Origin of the sequence: Paenibacillus sp. PK3_47, assembly GCF_023520895.1 — a bacterium.
In the GTDB taxonomy this organism is placed as follows: domain Bacteria; phylum Bacillota; class Bacilli; order Paenibacillales; family Paenibacillaceae; genus Paenibacillus_AQ.
Map to the genome: position 1 here is coordinate 3,566,910 of NZ_CP026029.1, position 16,610 is coordinate 3,583,519.

The window sequence follows — 16,610 nt, forward strand, 5'->3', positions numbered from 1 at the left end:
TAAAAAAGAAGACTTCCCTGGCGGTGAATCCACATGACTATTCAAAAAGTAAAAAGCGTCTGTCCCTACTGCGGCGTCGGCTGCGGCATGATTCTGGAGGTGTCCGGTAACCGTGTGGTCAAAATCACCGGAGATAAGGAGCATCCGGCCAATTTCGGCAGATTATGCACCAAAGGAAGCAATGCAGCCGCAGCTATCACCGGACCAGGACGCTTGGAGGCTGCTTACAGACGTCAAGACCGGAAAAGTGAACCCGCCAGAGTTCCTTTAGATGAGATGATTAGTGAAACGGCCCGGCGGCTCCGGGGTATCCTTGAGGAACACGGGCCGGATGCACTGTCTTTTTATGTCTCAGGACAAATGACGCTGGAAGCCCAATACCTGATCAACAAGCTGGCCAAAGGTTACATCCGCACGAACAATATCGAATCGAATTCACGCCTGTGCATGGCAAGCGCCGGCAGCGGATATAAACTGTCGCTTGGGGCGGACGGTCCTCCGGGATCTTACCAGGATATGGACTGCACGGATTTGTTCTTTGTGACTGGTGCCAATATGGCTGATTGCCATCCGATTCTCTTCCTCCGGATGATGGACCGGGTCAAAGCCGGAGCGAAGCTGATTGTGGTTGATCCCCGCCGGACAGCTACTGCGGATAAAGCGCATCTGTACCTGCAGATCCGGCCGGGGACCGATCTGGCTCTGCTTAACGGAATGCTGCATCTGCTGATGAAGAACGGCCATACCGACCCCGCCTTTATTGAGGAGTTCACTTCCGGGTTTGAGGTTATGCCGGATTTCCTGGAGGAGTATTCCCCGGACAGAGTAGCCGGGATCACAGGGATCCCTGAGGCGGACATCCGTCAGGCAGCAGAAATGATCGGCAGGGCGGCCAACTGGATGACGCTCTGGACCATGGGTCTTAATCAGAGCACGCACGGTACCTGGCACACGAATGCCATCTGCAATCTGCACCTGGCCACAGGCGCCATATGCCGTCCGGGCAGCGGGCCCTTCTCGCTCACCGGCCAGCCCAATGCCATGGGCGGCCGGGAGATGGGGTACATGGGTCCCGGCTTGCCGGGACAGCGCTCTGTACTGGCCGAAGCCGATCGCAGATTTATGGAACGGCTGTGGGAGGTGCCCGAAGGCACCCTCCGCAGTGATACAGGCAGCGGCACTGTATCCATGTTTGAGAGCATGAGGGCCGGAGAGATCAAAGCCTGCTGGATTATCTGCACCAATCCTGTGGCTACTGTACCTAACCGCAGCAATGTGATCGCGGGACTGGAAGCTGCCGAGCTGGTCATCACCCAGGACAGCTTTATGGAGACTGAAACTAACAAATACGCGGATATTCTGCTGCCGGGGGCTTTGTGGGCAGAAGGCGAGGGCGTGATGATTAATTCGGAACGCAACTTGACCCTGCTGCAAAAAGCGGTAGAACCTCCGGGTGAAGCAGTGCCCGACTGGCAGATCATTGCCCGGGTGGCCTGTGAAATGGGGTATGCTGCGGCGTTTTCCTATGCTTCCTCGGAAGAGGTATACAAGGAAATCCAACAGGCCTGGAACCCGAAGACCGGCTATGACATCCGGGGAGCAGATTATATGCGGCTGCGTAACACCCCGGTGCAGTGGCCTTGTCCCCCGGACAGTACGGATGACCGTAATCCGATACGATACTTGGCAGAAGCGGCTGGCAGCGGCGCGGCTCTGGAGGGGTGGAACAGCGGCGTAAGCCGGATTGTTTTCCCCACAGACAGCGGCAAAGGGGTATTCTGGGCGCGCCCGTATCTGCCGCCTGCCGAAATGCCGGATCAGGAATATCCGTTTGTGCTGAACTCCGGACGATTGCAGCATCAATGGCATACTCTTACCAAGACGGGAAAGAGCGGGAAGCTGAATAAGCTTAATCCGGGTCCTTTTGTAGAGATTCATCCGGAGGATGCGGAGGTACTCGGCATTGCAGAACGTGACCCGGTTGAGATTTGTTCCAGGCGCGGGAAGGCCGTTCTGCCGGCGGTCATTACAGACCGTGTGCTTCCCGGAAACTGCTTTGCTCCCTTTCACTGGAACGATCTATATGGCAGCCATTTGGCGATCAACGCGCTCACCAATGATGCAGTCGATCCCTTGTCCCTGCAGCCTGAATTGAAATATTGTTCCGTTACACTGGCTAAGGCAGCAGAGTACCTGGCGGAGAAGCAGGAAGTGCCCGGCAGGGACGGAGCTGAACCGGAATCACTAACCTGTAAGGTTAGCAATCATACGAAGGAGGCCGTGCATATGGCACAGTTGGATATGCTGGAAGCGGTTCTGGGGTTACCATCCCGGACAGCGATAACGCTGGATACCCGCGAACAGGATTATTTGTCGGGATTCATAACCAGCCTGCGCACCGGGGAGGCTCTCAGTGATACCGGTGTTCCGGTTCTTCCGCCTTCTGCGCCGTTTGGGCCGCAGACGCGTTATTGGGTAGACGGCCTGCTGGCCGGCATGTTCTCGCGGAGTGCTCTTCAGGAAGGCGAAAGTTTACGGGAGACGAAGCTTCCAGTCACTCTGCTCTGGGCTTCACAGACCGGAAATGCAGAAGGTGCCGCCATTCATTGCGCGCAAAAGCTGCAGGCTGCCGGGTATGACGTGCGGCTGATCAACATGAATCAGTATCCTGTGGAGGAACTGGCCCGGCAGCAGCATGTACTGTTCATTGCCAGCACATTCGGAGCCGGAGACCCGCCGGATAATGGAGCGGCCTTCTATCAGTCGCTGTCCGGGGGCCTTGCTCCCCGGTTAACGAACCTGAACTATGCCGTCCTGGCGCTGGGGGATTCAAATTATGATCTGTTCTGCGGCTTCGGCAGCAATCTGGATCACCGGTTGTCTGAGCTTGGTGCGCAGCGGCTCCTGGAGTGTACCCGTTGTGATACGGATTACGAAGAGCAGGTTGAAGCATGGAGCGCTGCAGTCTCCGGAGAGCTAAGCCGGTCGGTATGCGGCCCGGAGAATTCTTTGCCTGTGCCGGCAGAAGCAGTCCTGCCGCTGCAGGCAAGCGGAGCGGGCGCGGCAGCTGTACCGGTGCAGACTCATAGTGTAGCCGTAGCCCCGAAGGAGGAGCAACGGGGATATCACCGGAACACTCCCGTGAGTTCGCGGATTCTGTTTAACCGGCGGTTAAGCGCAGCGGATTCCCTGAAGGAAACCAGACACTATTCCTTTGATCTGTCCGGCACGGGCCTGCAGTATGAAGCGGGAGATGCACTGGGGATATGGCCGTCCAATTGTCCTGAACTCGCAGCCAGCCTGTTAAATGCGCTTGATTTGGAGCCGTCTGCTAAGGTGAATGTAAAAGGACACGGGGAACTCCCGCTTGCGGAGGCGCTGATCCGTCACTTCGAAATCACCCGGATAGCTCCGGATATGCTCAGGCTGTTCCGGGACCGGTCGCAGCACGGGGTATTGGCTGAGCTTCTGGAAAGTGAGAACCGGGATAATCTCAGATCATGGCTGTGGGGGCGTCAGCTGATTGACCTGGTGCAGGAGTTTCCTGTAACGGTGAGCGCAGCCGAACTGGTCAGCCTGCTCAAACCGATGCAGCCCCGTCTCTATTCCATTTCCTCAAGTCAGAAAGCCTATCCGCAAGAGGTACAGATTACAGTATCCACGGTCCGTTACGAGTACAGAGGAAGCGAGCGCAAAGGTGTATGCTCTACATTTCTGGCCGATCTTGCCGGTGCAGATACGGAAATACCGGTTTTTATTCAAAAAAATGGCCATTTCCGCCCTCCGTCCATCTCCGGTGTACCGGCTATAATGGTCGGACCGGGCACAGGTATTGCCCCTTTCCGCAGTTTTCTCCAGGAGCGCAAGGCGAGCGGCGCGACGGGCAAAAACTGGCTGCTGTTCGGGGAACAGCGTGAGCACAGCGACTTTTATTTCCGGGATGAGCTTGAGGCCTTCCTTAGTGAAGGGGTCCTGAACCGGCTGGATACTGCCTTTTCCCGTGACCAGGCTGACAAAATCTATGTGCAGCACCGGATGATCGAGCATGGCGCGGAGCTGTGGTCCTGGCTTCAGGAAGGTGCCTGCTTCTATGTTTGCGGAGATGCCGGCCAGATGGCGAAGGAGGTAGAAGCCGCGCTTTTAACCGTTGTGCAGCAGCATGGCGGTATGAGTGCGGAAGGAGCGCGGGCTTACGTGAAAGAAATGTCATTGAACAAACGCTACTGCCGCGATATCTATTAACTAATGTTAAGGGTACGCTCTATACAAAGAAAGAGGCCTTCCAGACCGCTGGGGGTCTCTTTGGCCTGCAATCAGTCTTCACACATAAAGAAATCCGGCTTCATTAAATAGTCCAGAGAGTAGATGTCTTCACGGGCGGACAGAACTCCTTTGAACAAAGCGATAGGTGTCCGCGGCGCCTTGTTATCCGGGTCGGCGTATCCCGCATTCTCTGCGCTGCTCAACTGCACAATTACAAAAGCATCCTCCGCATCACTCATTCTATAAAGGACATTTCCGGGATGCAGGACATTCGCCAGATGATCAAGCGTGAGCAGGTGGAACATCCGGCCTTTCCATGAGGTCTGAATAATTTTGAAGGCCTGCTTGTCTACAAGGTCCACGAAACGTTTACCTGGCAGCGTCAGCTCAACCCCCTTAAGATAGCCTTGTGCATCCATGTCATTGCCAAACTCTGTATCGTAGCCGTATCCATAATCGGACCTGAAGGTGTTCGCGGCAAGCTTCATCTGATTCAGAGCTGGTGCGGGGTCTATATCTGTCACCAAAGGGATGCGGAGGTTGTCCGCACTTACATAATGAAAAATTTCATTCCTCACTGCATGGGCTTCATCATTATATTCAAACTTCGGCGGGGTCAAATAAATATATCCCATCTCTGCATGCTTTCCGTAGTAGCAGGTAATTCTCATCGGTTCAGCTCCTTTGTATGACTTGGATAATGATTGTATGAAGTTAGCCCGGCCAATAACAAGTTTTGGATTATGGAGAATGTGTGCCTGCCGGGCCGCATTGGGCCTTAGGTTTGTAATTATGATACACTAAAATCATGTGGAAAAATTAAACTGATGAATGATTAGTTTGGCTTAGAAAAAGACAGGAGGATGGGCAATGAGCTTTGTTGCTGTAAAAGGCGAATACAAACGCTATAAAATGGGCGAAAGTGTGATCACTGCCAACGACGGAATTGATTTTGAGATTAATAAAGGTGAATTTGCCGTCATTGTCGGTCCCAGCGGGGCGGGCAAATCGACAGTGCTTAATATTCTGGGCGGGATGGATTCGGCCGACGAAGGCCAGGTCATTGTGGATGGTACCGATATCGCCAAATTCAGCAGTAAGGAGCTGACGGGCTACCGGCGCAATGACGTGGGTTTTGTGTTTCAGTTCTACAATCTGGTGCCTAACCTGACCACGCTGGAGAATGTCGAGCTGGCTTCCCAGATTTCCCCGCGTGCCCTGGATGCGCGCAAGGTACTGGAGGATGTGGGACTTGGCGAGCGGCTGAATAATTTCCCGGCCCAGCTGTCAGGGGGCGAGCAGCAGCGTGTGGCTATTGCCAGGGCGCTGGCCAAGCAGCCGAAGCTGCTGCTCTGCGACGAGCCGACGGGAGCGCTTGACTACAACACCGGGAAGCAGGTGCTGAAGCTGCTGCAGGATACCTGCCGCAATACCGGGACTACGGTGATCGTCATCACGCATAACCTGGCAATTGCACCGATGGCGGACCGGGTCATTGAAATCAACAATGCCAAGGTACGGAAGATGATCGTCAATCCTTCGCCGGTATCTGTGGACGATATCGAATGGTAAGGAGAAGGAACCGATGAAGAAACGAGCACTCTGGAAGGATATTTTTCGTGAGATCAGGCATACAAAGGCCCGCTTTATTTCGATTTTTGCCATCATTATGCTGGGCGTCTGTTTTTTTGCCGGTATCAAGGCTGCCGGTCCGGATATGCTGGATACCGCCGGGACTTTCTACCGGGAGAACCGGCTGATGGATCTGAAGGTGCAGAGCACCTACGGACTGAAGCAGGATGATATTGAACTGCTGGGGACAGTGCCTGGCGTTGATGTAGTGCAGCCGGGTTACAGCGCGGATGTATTTGCCGGGGATAATGCTGCCATTCTTAAAGTGTTTTCTTATAACACGGATAAGCCGCTTAACCAATACCGTCTGATGGAAGGGCGGCTGCCGGAGCAGTCCGGAGAAATCGTGCTGGATGATGTGCTGGCCGGGGAGTATTCTCTGGAAGATGAAGTAGTTTTCAGCGGAAACGGTACGGAGGAGGAACTGTCGGAGAATTTCAGTACGCTGGAGTATACAGTAGTAGGTTTTGTACGGAGTCCGCAGTTTATTGAGAAAAACAACCGCGGAACCAGCACGATTGGCAAAGGAACCGCCGACGCGTTTGCCGCCATTCCGGAGTCGGACTTTACAATGCCGGTCTATACGGAAGCGTACCTGTCCTTCAAGGATACTGCCGGTGCGGAGGCTTATACGCCTGAGTATGAGGAGCTGATCGCGAAGCATACTGAAGCCGTAGAGCAGGCGATGGCCGGGGTTCAGGAAGCGAGGTTTGAGGAACTGCGGGCCGAAGTGGAAGGAGAACTGGCCAAAGGCCGTGCCGAGCTGGCCGCTGCCGAGCAGCAGCTGGCGGAAGCGGCACGTCAGGCGGCGGAAGGGCAGGTGCAGGCGCCGGCCGGAGACGGCGGTGCTGAAGTTCCCGGGGAGCTGATGGCTGCAAGGGAAGAGCTGGCTGAAGGTGAACGGCAGTTAGCCGCACTGGAGCCGCCGAAGATTTACGTTACCGACCGGAATGCATACCCGGGGTATGCCGAGTACAAGGACAATGCTGACCGCTTGTCGGCCATTGCCAGCGTGTTTCCGGTATTCTTTTTCCTGATTGCGGCGCTGGTCAGCTTAACGACGATGACACGGATGGTGGAAGAACACCGTCTGCAGATCGGGACCCTGAAAGCGCTCGGCTACGGCAACCGTGACATCATGGCCAAATTCATGGTTTACGGCACACTTGCCAGTCTGGCGGCTTCGGCAGTCGGGCTTGCCGTCGGTTACAGCCTGCTGCCTGCTATTATTTTTAATGCATATAGTTCACTTTATAATCTGCCTGATCTGATCAAAAGCTTCTATCTGTCCTACTCCATCATCTCGGTGGTTGTGGCCCTGGTCTGCACCACGCTGACGGCCTGGCTTGCTGCAAGGGTAGAGCTGCGCGGCAACGCTTCTGTCCTGATGCGTCCGAAAGCGCCGAAGAGCGGCCAGCGGATTCTGCTTGAACGGGTCACTTTTATCTGGCGGCGGCTGAGCTTTGTCCAGAAGGTTACGGCGCGGAATTTGTTCCGCTACAAGCAGCGGATGTTCATGACGGTATTCGGGGTAGCCGGCTGTACGGCGCTGATTCTGACCGGCTTTGGCCTCAAGGATTCGATCGGCAGCATCGCCCCGCAGCAGTTCGGTGCCATTATGAGATACGATGCGCTTGTCGCGCTTCATACGGATGCAGCAGATACTGAACAAGCGGCGTATGAACGGCTGATCAGCAGCGAGTCCGCCATTACGGGAACACTGGATGTGGCGCAGGAGACGCTGACTGCACGTGCCGGCGGTGTAAATGACCAGGATGTGAATCTGTTTATTCCGGAGTCTACAGACTCTCTCTCTGATTATGTGCAGCTGCGGAACCGGGTCAGCGGCGAAGTGCTGCAGCTTACGGACGAGGGGGCTGTCATCTCTGAGAAGCTGGCCAAACTGTACGGGCTTGAGCCGGGTGACAGCCTGAATCTGGTAGACAACAGGAACGAAACATTCAAGGTTAAAGTTACAGGGATTACGGAGAATTATGTTATGCATTATGCATACATGACTCCGGCGTATTATGCTTCTCTTTTCGGCAAAGAACCGGTGTATAATACTTCGCTGGTGAACTATAACGCGCCGGACAGCGCATGGGAAGACGAATTCGGCGAAAAGCTTACAGCTAACGGGCGTGTTGCCGCCATCAGCTTCTCCAGCAGCGTCGGGACGGCTTTTGACGAAACGATGAAAAGTATGGATGTTGTCACACTGGTGCTTATTGTGTCAGCGGCTGCACTGGCTTTTGTCGTACTGTATAATCTGACCAATATCAATGTGTCCGAACGGATCCGCGAGCTGTCGACCATTAAGGTGCTGGGCTTCTATGACAAGGAAGTGACGATGTACATTTACCGGGAAAATATCCTGCTGACCTTACTCGGCATTGCGGCCGGTTCGGGTCTCGGGATTGTACTGCACCGCTTCGTCCTGCAGACGGCTGAGCTGGATGCGACGATGTTCGCGCCGGTCATTAACTGGCCCAGTTATGTGTACGCCGCTCTTTTAACCATGGTGTTCTCAGGCATCGTTATGGCGTTCATGCATATCAAGCTCAAACGGATTCATATGATTGAAGCGTTGAAGTCGGTGGAATAGAGCTTGTAGGAATAAGATACAGACCCTTCCGGATTTCCGGAGGGGTCTTTGTCCTGCTTACGGCATTTTCATATGGAGGATCGGGAAGGGATTGCCTTGGTCGTCTTGGTCGGAGCGGTCAAACACGCGGAATCCCATATGCTCATAGAACCCCAGAGCCCGGGGATTCTGTTCATTCACATCTACGCTGTGCACGCCAAGCTCTTGCAGGACGCGGGTTACGAGCTTTTTTCCAATACCTGTTCCTGTCGCGTCAGGGCTTACGAAGAGCATTTCAATCTTGTGGTCCTGAACACCTATAAAGCCGAGCGGTTGTCTATTGTCATCCATACAGGTCAGCAGATGGCCGATCTCTTTCATTCCCTGCAAAACAAGGGGACGCAAAGCAGCGATGTCCTGTTCGGACAGAAAATGATGCGTATGGCGTACGGAAGATTCCCAGATGTCCAGCAGGCTGAAGAGGAGCTCTTCGCTTCGGGAGGGATAGAATTCGTAACTTGTCATAACAACGCTCCTCACATTTTATATAATTATAATGGTAATTAAAGGAACGCGGAGATGCAATACTTCATACGGGATGAGCGCTGGCTCTTAATAGCTTTAATGTTTAAGCGGGTTGATAGTTAATGGTGCTGTTTAGCAGATGAATATATGGTTACATTAAAAGAGTCAAATCATTTTCTGAAATGTTAATTGTCCCATAGTCATCACCCGATCGAGATTATAGAGGAGGAATGCACGATGAGCGATCAATTTACAGTACAGGATCCAACAACCCAATTTCAAAAGGCCACGCCGGAGTTTCAGCAGCAGCAGCCGGAACCCGGTCTGGAGAAGAAAATGCAGCCGAAGCCGGATGACGGCTCGCAGACTTACCGCGGTACCGGGCGCCTGACCGGACGCAAGGCGGTGGTTACCGGAGCGGACAGCGGTATCGGCCGTGCGGTGGCGATTGCTTATGCCCGGGAAGGAGCCGACGTGGTCCTGTCTTATCTGCCGGAAGAAGAAGCCGACGCGCAGGAAGTAGTGAAGATCATAGAGGAAGCCGGACGCAAGGCGGTTGCTTTGCCAGGTGATCTCAAGGACGAGCAGTACTGCGAGCAGCTGATTAATACAGCTGTAGAGCAGCTTGGCGGCATCGATATTCTCGCCAATATTGCAGGCAAACAGCAGTTTGTTGAAAATATTGCCGACCTTACAACGGAGCAGTTCGATGCTACCTTTAAGACGAATGTGTATGCGATGTTCTGGCTGTGCAAAGCGGCGATCAAGCATATGAAGCCGGGCAGCACGATCATCAATACGTCTTCGATTCAGGCGTATTCGCCTTCGCCAATCCTGCTGGACTATGCTACTACTAAGGCTTCCATTAACACCTTTAGTAAATCGCTCGCCCAGCAGGTGGGAGAGAAAGGCATCCGCGTCAATGTGGTAGCACCAGGACCGGTATGGACTCCGCTTCAGGTAAGCGGCGGCCAGCCTGAGGATGCGCTGAAGGAATTCGGGAACAGCACTCCGCTTACCCGTCCCGGCCAGCCGGTCGAAATGGCCCCGGCCTACGTATTCCTCGCCAGCCCGGAATCCAGCTATGTCAGCGGCGAGACACTGAATGCGAACGGCGGCATGCCTTCGCCGTAACTCTAACTCTATCATTGAATAAGCAAGCTGCTTCCGGCTTTTGCCGGGGCAGCTTTTTTGTGCTTGTACTGCAGCAGCTTTTTTGTGCTTGTACTGCAGCAGCTTTTTTGTGCTTGTACTGCAGCGAAGCTAACGGACCGTAGATCCCTTATTTGCTGTAAATCGTGCATTTTACCGGGCTAACGGACCGTAGATCCTTTATTTACTAAGCGGCAGCCCGTTTCAGGATAAATTCGGCTAAATAACGGAACTGAGGTCCGTTAGCTTATAAATCGGGTGCATTTTGCTGAAATAAGGCCCTCTGGGTCCGTTAGAATTATAGTAGGCTGAATGCTCAACGTGAATAGTCTGCTGACGCGCAAAAGCATATGTAAGAAACTTGAAACCAGGCCGGATACTTGACGTAAATATGGAAACTAGATGTAAGTAATGTAAAAAGGAGTGAGGTTATGAGCAAAAAGCTGCTGCTAGTTGGATCTATTGCACTATCGCTGGTCTTCATTAATGGCTGCAGTCAAGAGACCCCGGCAAATGAACCACCGCACATTAACTCAGCTGCCGGGAACGCGGTTACCGCAAATCCAGACAGCAGTTCTACAAATCAGGAGGCTGTGAATAAGGCGATAGAAGCCGCGGAGGCATATAAAAATAAAGAATACACCGTCGAAGCTGCTGGGGATGTTCTATCAGACGAGGCTATTCAAACGCGAAACGAAGAATTAAAACCCTTCTTTACAGACGACTTTTATGCAAAGGCAGTCGATACGCGCTACACAGCTTTGCCTTTAACGGCCGTTCATGAACACAAACTTTCATTACAGCCGGACAACCTTGTATTTACTCTTGTAAACGACAAGAAAGAGATTATCGAATTAAGATATAATGCAGACCTGGTGTTAACGGACCAAGAGGACAAGGAGAGCAGCAGGGTTCCCGTAGAGGGCATTTTGACTTTAAAAGAAGTAAATGGTGCATGGCTCATACAGGGCGACAGATTTGACTCGGCGGCGTTTAATCAGCTTATTAACAAGTGAAATATTATAATAACCTGGAGACCCTCAGCGTGAATTTTGGCGTTGGTTTTTTGGTGTTAAACGGTTGGAACTAATGCGGAGGTCTGCAAAAGTGACGCCAACTCACTTCACGGTGTATAATTCTGGTAGTTCCTTACCCTTTACTGCGGAGACCAAAGAACCATGAACAATAACGACTATCAGTATAGAATAGACTGTGTGCTGCAATACATAAAGGAGCATAGCGGACAAAAGCTGAACCTTACTATTCTGGCCGGGGTGTCCCATTTCTCGAAATATCATTTTTCGCGGATCTTTACAGCTCAGACCGGTGTGACTCCGGCGGTGTACGTGAACCGGATACGGCTGCAAAATGCTGTAACTTTGCTGCTGGAGACACAAAAGTCTGTTCTGGAGATCTCCCAGCTGTGCGGATACGAATCGGTCTCTACATTTAATAGTCTGTTCAAAAAGTACTACGGCACAACGCCAAGCGTATTTAGGAAGAGCAGCGGAAGAGATAGCAAGATTCGCCCGTATTCCAGCAAGAAGCCGGAAGAGAAGCCCCGCCATGAGGATTACAATGGTTCCAGGACCAATAATCTTCTGAAAAGGGCGTGGGCCAGTATGATTACCTTCCGCGAGCTTCCGGAGTACAAAGTGGCATATGTGAGGCAAGCCGGCAGTTATCTGGATACACAGGAGACATGGAGCAGGATAGGACAGTGGGCGAAGCGGCAGGGGATAACCCCTGACAATGCTTATTTTATCGGCATCTCCCGGGACGACCCGGATCTGGTGGAGGATCAAGCCTGCCGTTATGATGCATGCGTCACCTTGCCGGACGGATTTGCGCAGCAGGACTATGAAGCTAGTATTGAGTTCGCAACACTGCCCGGGGGCCCCTGCGCCGTATATTCCTTTTATGATACAACCGATAAGTTAGTTCTGGCCTATCAGCAGGTATTCAGCAATTGGCTGCCGCACAGCGGGTACGAGGCCGATGACAGGCCCTGCCTGGAGTTCTGTCTGAATGATCCTGCACAGGACAAGGAAGGCAAGTGCCGGGCGGATCTGTATATCCCGGTTAAAAGCTTGAACGGAAGGGTGAACCCATGAATACTGAAGCGCTTTTTGGACAGTTTCCCGTACTCCGGTCGGAGAAGCTCATTCTCGCCAAGATTGAAGATAAGCACCTGGATGACGTATACGCGATTTACAGCAACAAGAAGGTGTTCCAGTACTGCGGCATTCTCCCCAAAACCAATATCGCTGCGGTCAAAAGCATGATCGGACACTTTGAACGGGATTATCTCAAACGGTCGCGGGTGAAGTGGGGAATCATATCCACGGCGGAACCGGACAAGCTGCTGGGAATCATCGAAGTAATGGACTGCAACCAGAAGGTGAATATGCTCACTGTGGGCTATTTTTTGGCGGAAGCGTATTGGGGACAGGGGATTGCTGCGGAAGCGCTAAGGGTGCTGCTGGAGTATCTGTTCTCAGAGGTACAGGTCAACAGAGTCCAGGCTGAAGTGATGCCGCCCAATGAAGCGTCCAAGCAGGTGCTGCTGAAGAACGGCTTCATTAAAGAAGGCGCGTTGCGCCAAGCTGCGCTCTGGACCGGGCAGGGGATTGTAGATTTGGAGCTGTACAGTGTCCTCAAGGAAGACTACGGCGCGTGAACCTGCTACACTTATAGCAACATAAAGTACAGAAACGATGGTGGCCATGCAGATTCAAATCGGAGATCAGATTATTCAATTTCATGTTCAATACAGCAAACGCTCCAAAATTTCGCTTCATATAGAAACCAACGGCCTTATCATCGTCAAGGCTCCCAAGGGCACAGGTGAAGATGTGATAAAGGACGCAGTGGAGCGGCACGGTGAGTGGATTTTGGAGAATCAGCAGAGGCTGGCTGCAGCAAGGCAGGCCCCGAAGGTCAAGGAATATCAAGGCGAAGAACGGTATCTTTATCTCGGAAAAGAGTACCTGCTGCACGAGCTCATTGAGCCCGGCGCCCGGAATGCAGAGGAGCTGAAGCTGGAGCTCAAAAAGTTCTATTTTGCCAGCCTGAAAAAAATTGTAGCCCGGCGGATGCCTCAGTATCAGGCCCAGCTGAAAGTTAAGCCCAAAACTGTGGATATCGTAGAATCGGCAACCAAATGGGGGAGCTGCAGCGCGGACAAGAAGCTGACCTTCAATTACCGGCTGGCTATGGCTCCGCCCGAGGTTATCGATTATGTAATCATTCATGAGCTGTGCCATTTGCTGCATATGAACCATGACCGTTCCTTCTGGCGCCGTCTGGGCAGTATTATGCCGGATTACAAGGAGAAGGAGGCGTATCTGGCCCGGTTCGGACAGTTTATGACCCTTTAGTATTCAACCCCGCGGACTTTGGAGAAAATCATGGTGTCCCGCAGGTTCCCCTCGGTGTCACAGGCTTCATTACGGAGTATGCCTTCCAGTGTGAAGCCTGAACGTTCAGCCACTCTTGCGCTTGAGGTATTGCGTGAATCACAGCGGATTTCAATCCGGTTCGCCTGCAGCTCATTTATAGCATAATTCGTAATAGCTTCGACTGCCTCCGTTATATACCCTTGCCTGCTGCAGGAGGTCCGTACCCAATACCCGATTTCGAACCTGCGGCTTTGCCAGTTGATCCGGTGCAGCCCGCTGCTGCCGACGAGCTGACCGGTTTCCTTATTATACAGAAGCAGCCTGAGGTCTGAGCGCTCCAGGAACTCCAGCCGGGACCTTCTGATGCTGACTTCAGATTCTTCAAGGGTAGGCTCGTGCTGTGCCCAGGGCATCCAGGGCTTCAGCTCAGCCAGGCTCTCCAGAACCGCCTCGTTCACACCGGCCCCATCTCCCCACCTTGCCGCACGGATCAGCAGCCGGCTGCTTTCAAAGCTCTCCGGAATGGACAGCATAATCGGTTTCATACCGTGATTCCCCACAACATCATCCCCCAAATCCCTGATTTCAAAAGAACATAACATGACTTTTGTTCCATTTTCAAGTGAAAAAGCGGGAGTGGGCCTGTCTCTATATCATACAAGTATATATAAGTCAATACGCTAAAGGATACCTAAAAGCATTCTTTTGTGTCATTCACAATTAAGGTAAGGGGAGTTAAATTATATAGTAAGAAAAATGTTCTTTATTAAGAACCAGTACACAGTGAAGGCTCCGCGGTAATCAGAAACAGATCCGGGGAAGACGTTCACGCAGGTGGAGGCATGAACATGAGCGCAATCGCCGGTATCTATCATTTGCAGCACCAGCAGCTGGATCCCGAACTGGGACCCAAACTTATGCAGCAGCTTAACCGTTATCCGGCCGATGATGCCAGGGGATGGCAGAACACAGATGTTTTTCTGGGCTGCCGTTCGCAGTGGATTACTCCGCAATCCGTGAATGCAACCATGCCTTTTTATGACCGGGAACGGGGGCTAGCGATTACAGCGGATGCGATTATCGATAACCGCAGCGAACTGTTTGAACAGCTTGACGTGCCCCGGGCAGACCGCGAAGCTATTCCGGACAGTCTGCTGATCCTGCTTGCCTATGAAAAGTGGGGGAACCAGGCACCGGTTCATCTCGTCGGTGACTTTGCTTTTATGATCTGGGATGAGAAGAAGCGCGCATTGTTCGGCGCACGGGATTTCTCCGGCAACCGGACCTTGTATTTCCACAGATCGTCCCATTTGTTCGTGTTCTGTACAGTAATGCACCCCCTGCTGGCTATGCCGGGGGTTAGCCATAGATTGAATGAAGAGTGGATTTCCGAGTTTCTGGCGATCCAGGTTCGAATCGATGTTGCAGACTGCTACTCCACGGTGTATGAATCCATTGAGCAGCTGCCGCCTTCCCACTCTATTTATGTTACCGGTGAGAAGATTGTCTTTTCCCGCTACTACACCATGCAACCTCCGCCCAAGCTGAGGCTTCGCTCCAACGGTGAATATGAAGAGGCTTTCCGGGACGTCTTTGGACGAGCGGTGAAAGACAGGCTTCGTACCCATCTGTCGGCCGGGGCCAACCTAAGCGGAGGACTGGATTCCGGCTCCGTGGTCAGCTTTGCAGCAGAAGAGCTGCGCCGCAGCGGCAAACCCTTGTATACGTTCAGCTCTTATCCTGTCGACAGCTTTGTGGACTTCAATCTGGGCAGACGGGTGGCTGATGAACGTCCTTATATTCAGGAGACGATCGACCATGTGGGCAATATTCAGCCAAGCTTTCTGAATTTCCCGCAGCTCAGCCCGTACAGTGAGGTCGATGAATGGCTGGATATTATGGAGATGCCCTATAAGTTCTTTGAGAACTCTTATTGGCTCAAAGGGATCTATGAAGAGGCGCAAAAAAAGGATATCGGCGTGCTGCTCAGCGGCCAGAGAGGGAACTGGAGTATTTCCTGGGGGCCTGCACTGGATTATCAGGCCAAGCTGATCCGTGAGTTCCGCCTGATCTCCTTCTATCGTGAGAACAGGCAGTATAACGAGTCGATGGAAGCAAACCCGAAGAAGGTGCTGCAGATTGTCGGCAGAAAGGCTTTTCCATCGATTACCGGGCTGCTGTCGAGGAAGCAGGATGCTCTGCCTGAGCTGATCAATCCCGAGTTTGCCAGACGTACGGCAGTGCATGAACGGCTGAGAGAGTTCAATGTGGACCAGCAGTCTTACCAGACGGTCTACGATATCCGGCGGAAGCATTTTGAACAGCCGCATATCTGGAATGTAAATGGAACCGCAGCGACCAAGCTGTCGCTCAGATACCGCGTCTGGGACCGGGACCCGACGAACGATCTGCGCGTGATCCGGTTCTGTCTCTCCGTGCCGGAAGACCAGTTTGTGCAGAACGGTGTGGACCGTTCCCTGATCCGCAGGGCGATGAAGGGACGGCTGCCGGACCAGGTGAGACTGAACCGCAAACGGCGCGGGGTGCAGGGTGCAGACGGCATTACCCGCATGATTCCGCAGTGGAACGCCTTCCTGGGGGAGCTGCGGGAGATGATTATGGATCCTCTAGCATCCTCTTACCTGAACAAAACGGTGCTTACAGGCTGTCTGGACCGGCTGGGCAGGGAGCCTGCACCGGAGATGATCTATAATACGGATTTCCGTCTCCTTACGCGGGGTCTTGTTTTCTACCGGTTTCTGAAAAGCATGTCTTGACCTATAACTGCCTGAAAGGGGGTGAAATACATGAAAAAGGAATACAGCAAGCCTGCTTTGGAAGTGCTCGACGTAAAAATGACTATGGCTGGACCGGGATTTGCCATCGCCGACTCCTTCCAAAATGATCCGGATGAGACGGTGCACTACTCCTAAGAATATTTTGGTTCGCGCGGCCCTCATCCCCCTGTGCTTGCTGGAGGGGGATAAGGGCTATATTTATAACAGGCATGATCCGCCTATGGCGGCACGATATTGATGATTGGAGTGAACCGT

The 16,610-nt window shown here is 52.8% G+C and carries 13 protein-coding genes; 10 read left to right on the forward strand and 3 right to left on the reverse strand.

The window, feature by feature from the left end; all coding sequences use genetic code 11:
• The first annotated feature begins 33 nt into the window (after window positions 1-33).
• A complete protein-coding gene (locus C2I18_RS15855) occupies window positions 34-4,242 on the forward strand; it encodes a bifunctional nitrate reductase/sulfite reductase flavoprotein subunit alpha (protein ID WP_249896746.1) in 4,209 nt (1,402 codons plus the stop codon).
• A 71-nt stretch (window positions 4,243-4,313) separates the two neighbouring features.
• Here the strand turns inward: C2I18_RS15855 and C2I18_RS15860 are convergent, their stop codons facing one another.
• Window positions 4,314-4,934 carry a hypothetical protein gene (locus C2I18_RS15860; protein WP_249896747.1) on the reverse strand — a complete coding sequence of 207 codons (621 nt, stop codon included), beginning with the start codon at window positions 4,932-4,934 and terminating at the stop codon, window positions 4,314-4,316.
• Between the two features lie 199 nt (window positions 4,935-5,133).
• On the opposite strand from C2I18_RS15860, the gene C2I18_RS15865 reads away from it, so the two are divergent.
• Both C2I18_RS15865 and C2I18_RS15870 read left to right on the forward strand, forming a co-directional pair.
• Window positions 5,134-5,835: an ABC transporter ATP-binding protein gene (locus C2I18_RS15865; RefSeq protein ID WP_249896748.1), complete on the forward strand. Its 702-nt coding sequence runs from the start codon at window positions 5,134-5,136 to the stop codon at window positions 5,833-5,835.
• A 13-nt stretch (window positions 5,836-5,848) separates the two neighbouring features.
• Window positions 5,849-8,500, forward strand: a complete 2,652-nt coding sequence (locus C2I18_RS15870; RefSeq protein WP_249896749.1) for an ABC transporter permease — start codon at window positions 5,849-5,851, stop codon at window positions 8,498-8,500.
• Between the two features lie 57 nt (window positions 8,501-8,557).
• Here the strand turns inward: C2I18_RS15870 and C2I18_RS15875 are convergent, their stop codons facing one another.
• Window positions 8,558-9,004 carry a GNAT family N-acetyltransferase gene (locus C2I18_RS15875; protein WP_249896750.1) on the reverse strand — a complete coding sequence of 149 codons (447 nt, stop codon included), beginning with the start codon at window positions 9,002-9,004 and terminating at the stop codon, window positions 8,558-8,560.
• A gap of 237 nt (window positions 9,005-9,241) precedes the next feature.
• Between C2I18_RS15875 and C2I18_RS15880 the strand changes: the two genes are divergently transcribed.
• From C2I18_RS15880 to C2I18_RS15900, 5 genes are all read left to right on the forward strand, one after another.
• Window positions 9,242-10,138 (forward strand): SDR family oxidoreductase, encoded by an 897-nt coding sequence (locus C2I18_RS15880; RefSeq protein WP_249896751.1) that lies wholly within the window; start codon window positions 9,242-9,244, stop codon window positions 10,136-10,138.
• Window positions 10,139-10,587: 449 nt separating this feature from the next.
• Window positions 10,588-11,172 (forward strand): hypothetical protein, encoded by a 585-nt coding sequence (locus C2I18_RS15885; protein WP_249896752.1) that lies wholly within the window; start codon window positions 10,588-10,590, stop codon window positions 11,170-11,172.
• A gap of 162 nt (window positions 11,173-11,334) precedes the next feature.
• On the forward strand, window positions 11,335-12,270 hold the full coding sequence (locus C2I18_RS15890) for an AraC family transcriptional regulator (protein ID WP_249896753.1): 936 nt from the start codon (window positions 11,335-11,337) through the stop codon (window positions 12,268-12,270).
• Window positions 12,267-12,836 carry a GNAT family N-acetyltransferase gene (locus tag C2I18_RS15895; protein WP_249896754.1) on the forward strand — a complete coding sequence of 190 codons (570 nt, stop codon included), beginning with the start codon at window positions 12,267-12,269 and terminating at the stop codon, window positions 12,834-12,836. The genes C2I18_RS15890 and C2I18_RS15895 overlap by 4 nt, the downstream gene beginning before the upstream one ends.
• 46 nt (window positions 12,837-12,882) lie before the next feature.
• Window positions 12,883-13,536, forward strand: a complete 654-nt coding sequence (locus tag C2I18_RS15900; protein WP_249896755.1) for a M48 family metallopeptidase — start codon at window positions 12,883-12,885, stop codon at window positions 13,534-13,536.
• Here the strand turns inward: C2I18_RS15900 and C2I18_RS15905 are convergent.
• Complete coding sequence (locus tag C2I18_RS15905; protein WP_249896756.1) at window positions 13,533-14,102, reverse strand: GNAT family N-acetyltransferase; 570 nt, start codon at window positions 14,100-14,102, stop codon at window positions 13,533-13,535. The genes C2I18_RS15900 and C2I18_RS15905 overlap by 4 nt on opposite strands.
• Before the next feature lie 303 nt (window positions 14,103-14,405).
• Between C2I18_RS15905 and C2I18_RS15910 the strand changes: the two genes are divergently transcribed.
• Window positions 14,406-16,334: an asparagine synthase-related protein gene (locus C2I18_RS15910; protein WP_249896757.1), complete on the forward strand. Its 1,929-nt coding sequence runs from the start codon at window positions 14,406-14,408 to the stop codon at window positions 16,332-16,334.
• A gap of 30 nt (window positions 16,335-16,364) precedes the next feature.
• A complete protein-coding gene (locus tag C2I18_RS15915; protein ID WP_249896758.1) occupies window positions 16,365-16,490 on the forward strand; it encodes a paeninodin family lasso peptide in 126 nt (41 codons plus the stop codon).
• Window positions 16,491-16,610 lie beyond the last annotated feature (120 nt).

What these genes read in the sequence shown, in the direction of transcription:
- C2I18_RS15855 (WP_249896746.1), top strand. Translation starts at nt 34, where the DNA reads ATGACTATTCAAAAAGTAAAAAGCGTCTGTCCCTACTGCGGCGTCGGC.
- C2I18_RS15860 (WP_249896747.1), bottom strand. Translation starts at nt 4,934, where the DNA reads ATGAGAATTACCTGCTACTACGGAAAGCATGCAGAGATGGGATATATT.
- C2I18_RS15865 (WP_249896748.1), top strand. Translation starts at nt 5,134, where the DNA reads ATGAGCTTTGTTGCTGTAAAAGGCGAATACAAACGCTATAAAATGGGC.
- C2I18_RS15870 (WP_249896749.1), top strand. Translation starts at nt 5,849, where the DNA reads ATGAAGAAACGAGCACTCTGGAAGGATATTTTTCGTGAGATCAGGCAT.
- C2I18_RS15875 (WP_249896750.1), bottom strand. Translation starts at nt 9,004, where the DNA reads ATGACAAGTTACGAATTCTATCCCTCCCGAAGCGAAGAGCTCCTCTTC.
- C2I18_RS15880 (WP_249896751.1), top strand. Translation starts at nt 9,242, where the DNA reads ATGAGCGATCAATTTACAGTACAGGATCCAACAACCCAATTTCAAAAG.
- C2I18_RS15885 (WP_249896752.1), top strand. Translation starts at nt 10,588, where the DNA reads ATGAGCAAAAAGCTGCTGCTAGTTGGATCTATTGCACTATCGCTGGTC.
- C2I18_RS15890 (WP_249896753.1), top strand. Translation starts at nt 11,335, where the DNA reads ATGAACAATAACGACTATCAGTATAGAATAGACTGTGTGCTGCAATAC.
- C2I18_RS15895 (WP_249896754.1), top strand. Translation starts at nt 12,267, where the DNA reads ATGAATACTGAAGCGCTTTTTGGACAGTTTCCCGTACTCCGGTCGGAG.
- C2I18_RS15900 (WP_249896755.1), top strand. Translation starts at nt 12,883, where the DNA reads ATGCAGATTCAAATCGGAGATCAGATTATTCAATTTCATGTTCAATAC.
- C2I18_RS15905 (WP_249896756.1), bottom strand. Translation starts at nt 14,102, where the DNA reads ATGAAACCGATTATGCTGTCCATTCCGGAGAGCTTTGAAAGCAGCCGG.
- C2I18_RS15910 (WP_249896757.1), top strand. Translation starts at nt 14,406, where the DNA reads ATGAGCGCAATCGCCGGTATCTATCATTTGCAGCACCAGCAGCTGGAT.
- C2I18_RS15915 (WP_249896758.1), top strand. Translation starts at nt 16,365, where the DNA reads ATGAAAAAGGAATACAGCAAGCCTGCTTTGGAAGTGCTCGACGTAAAA.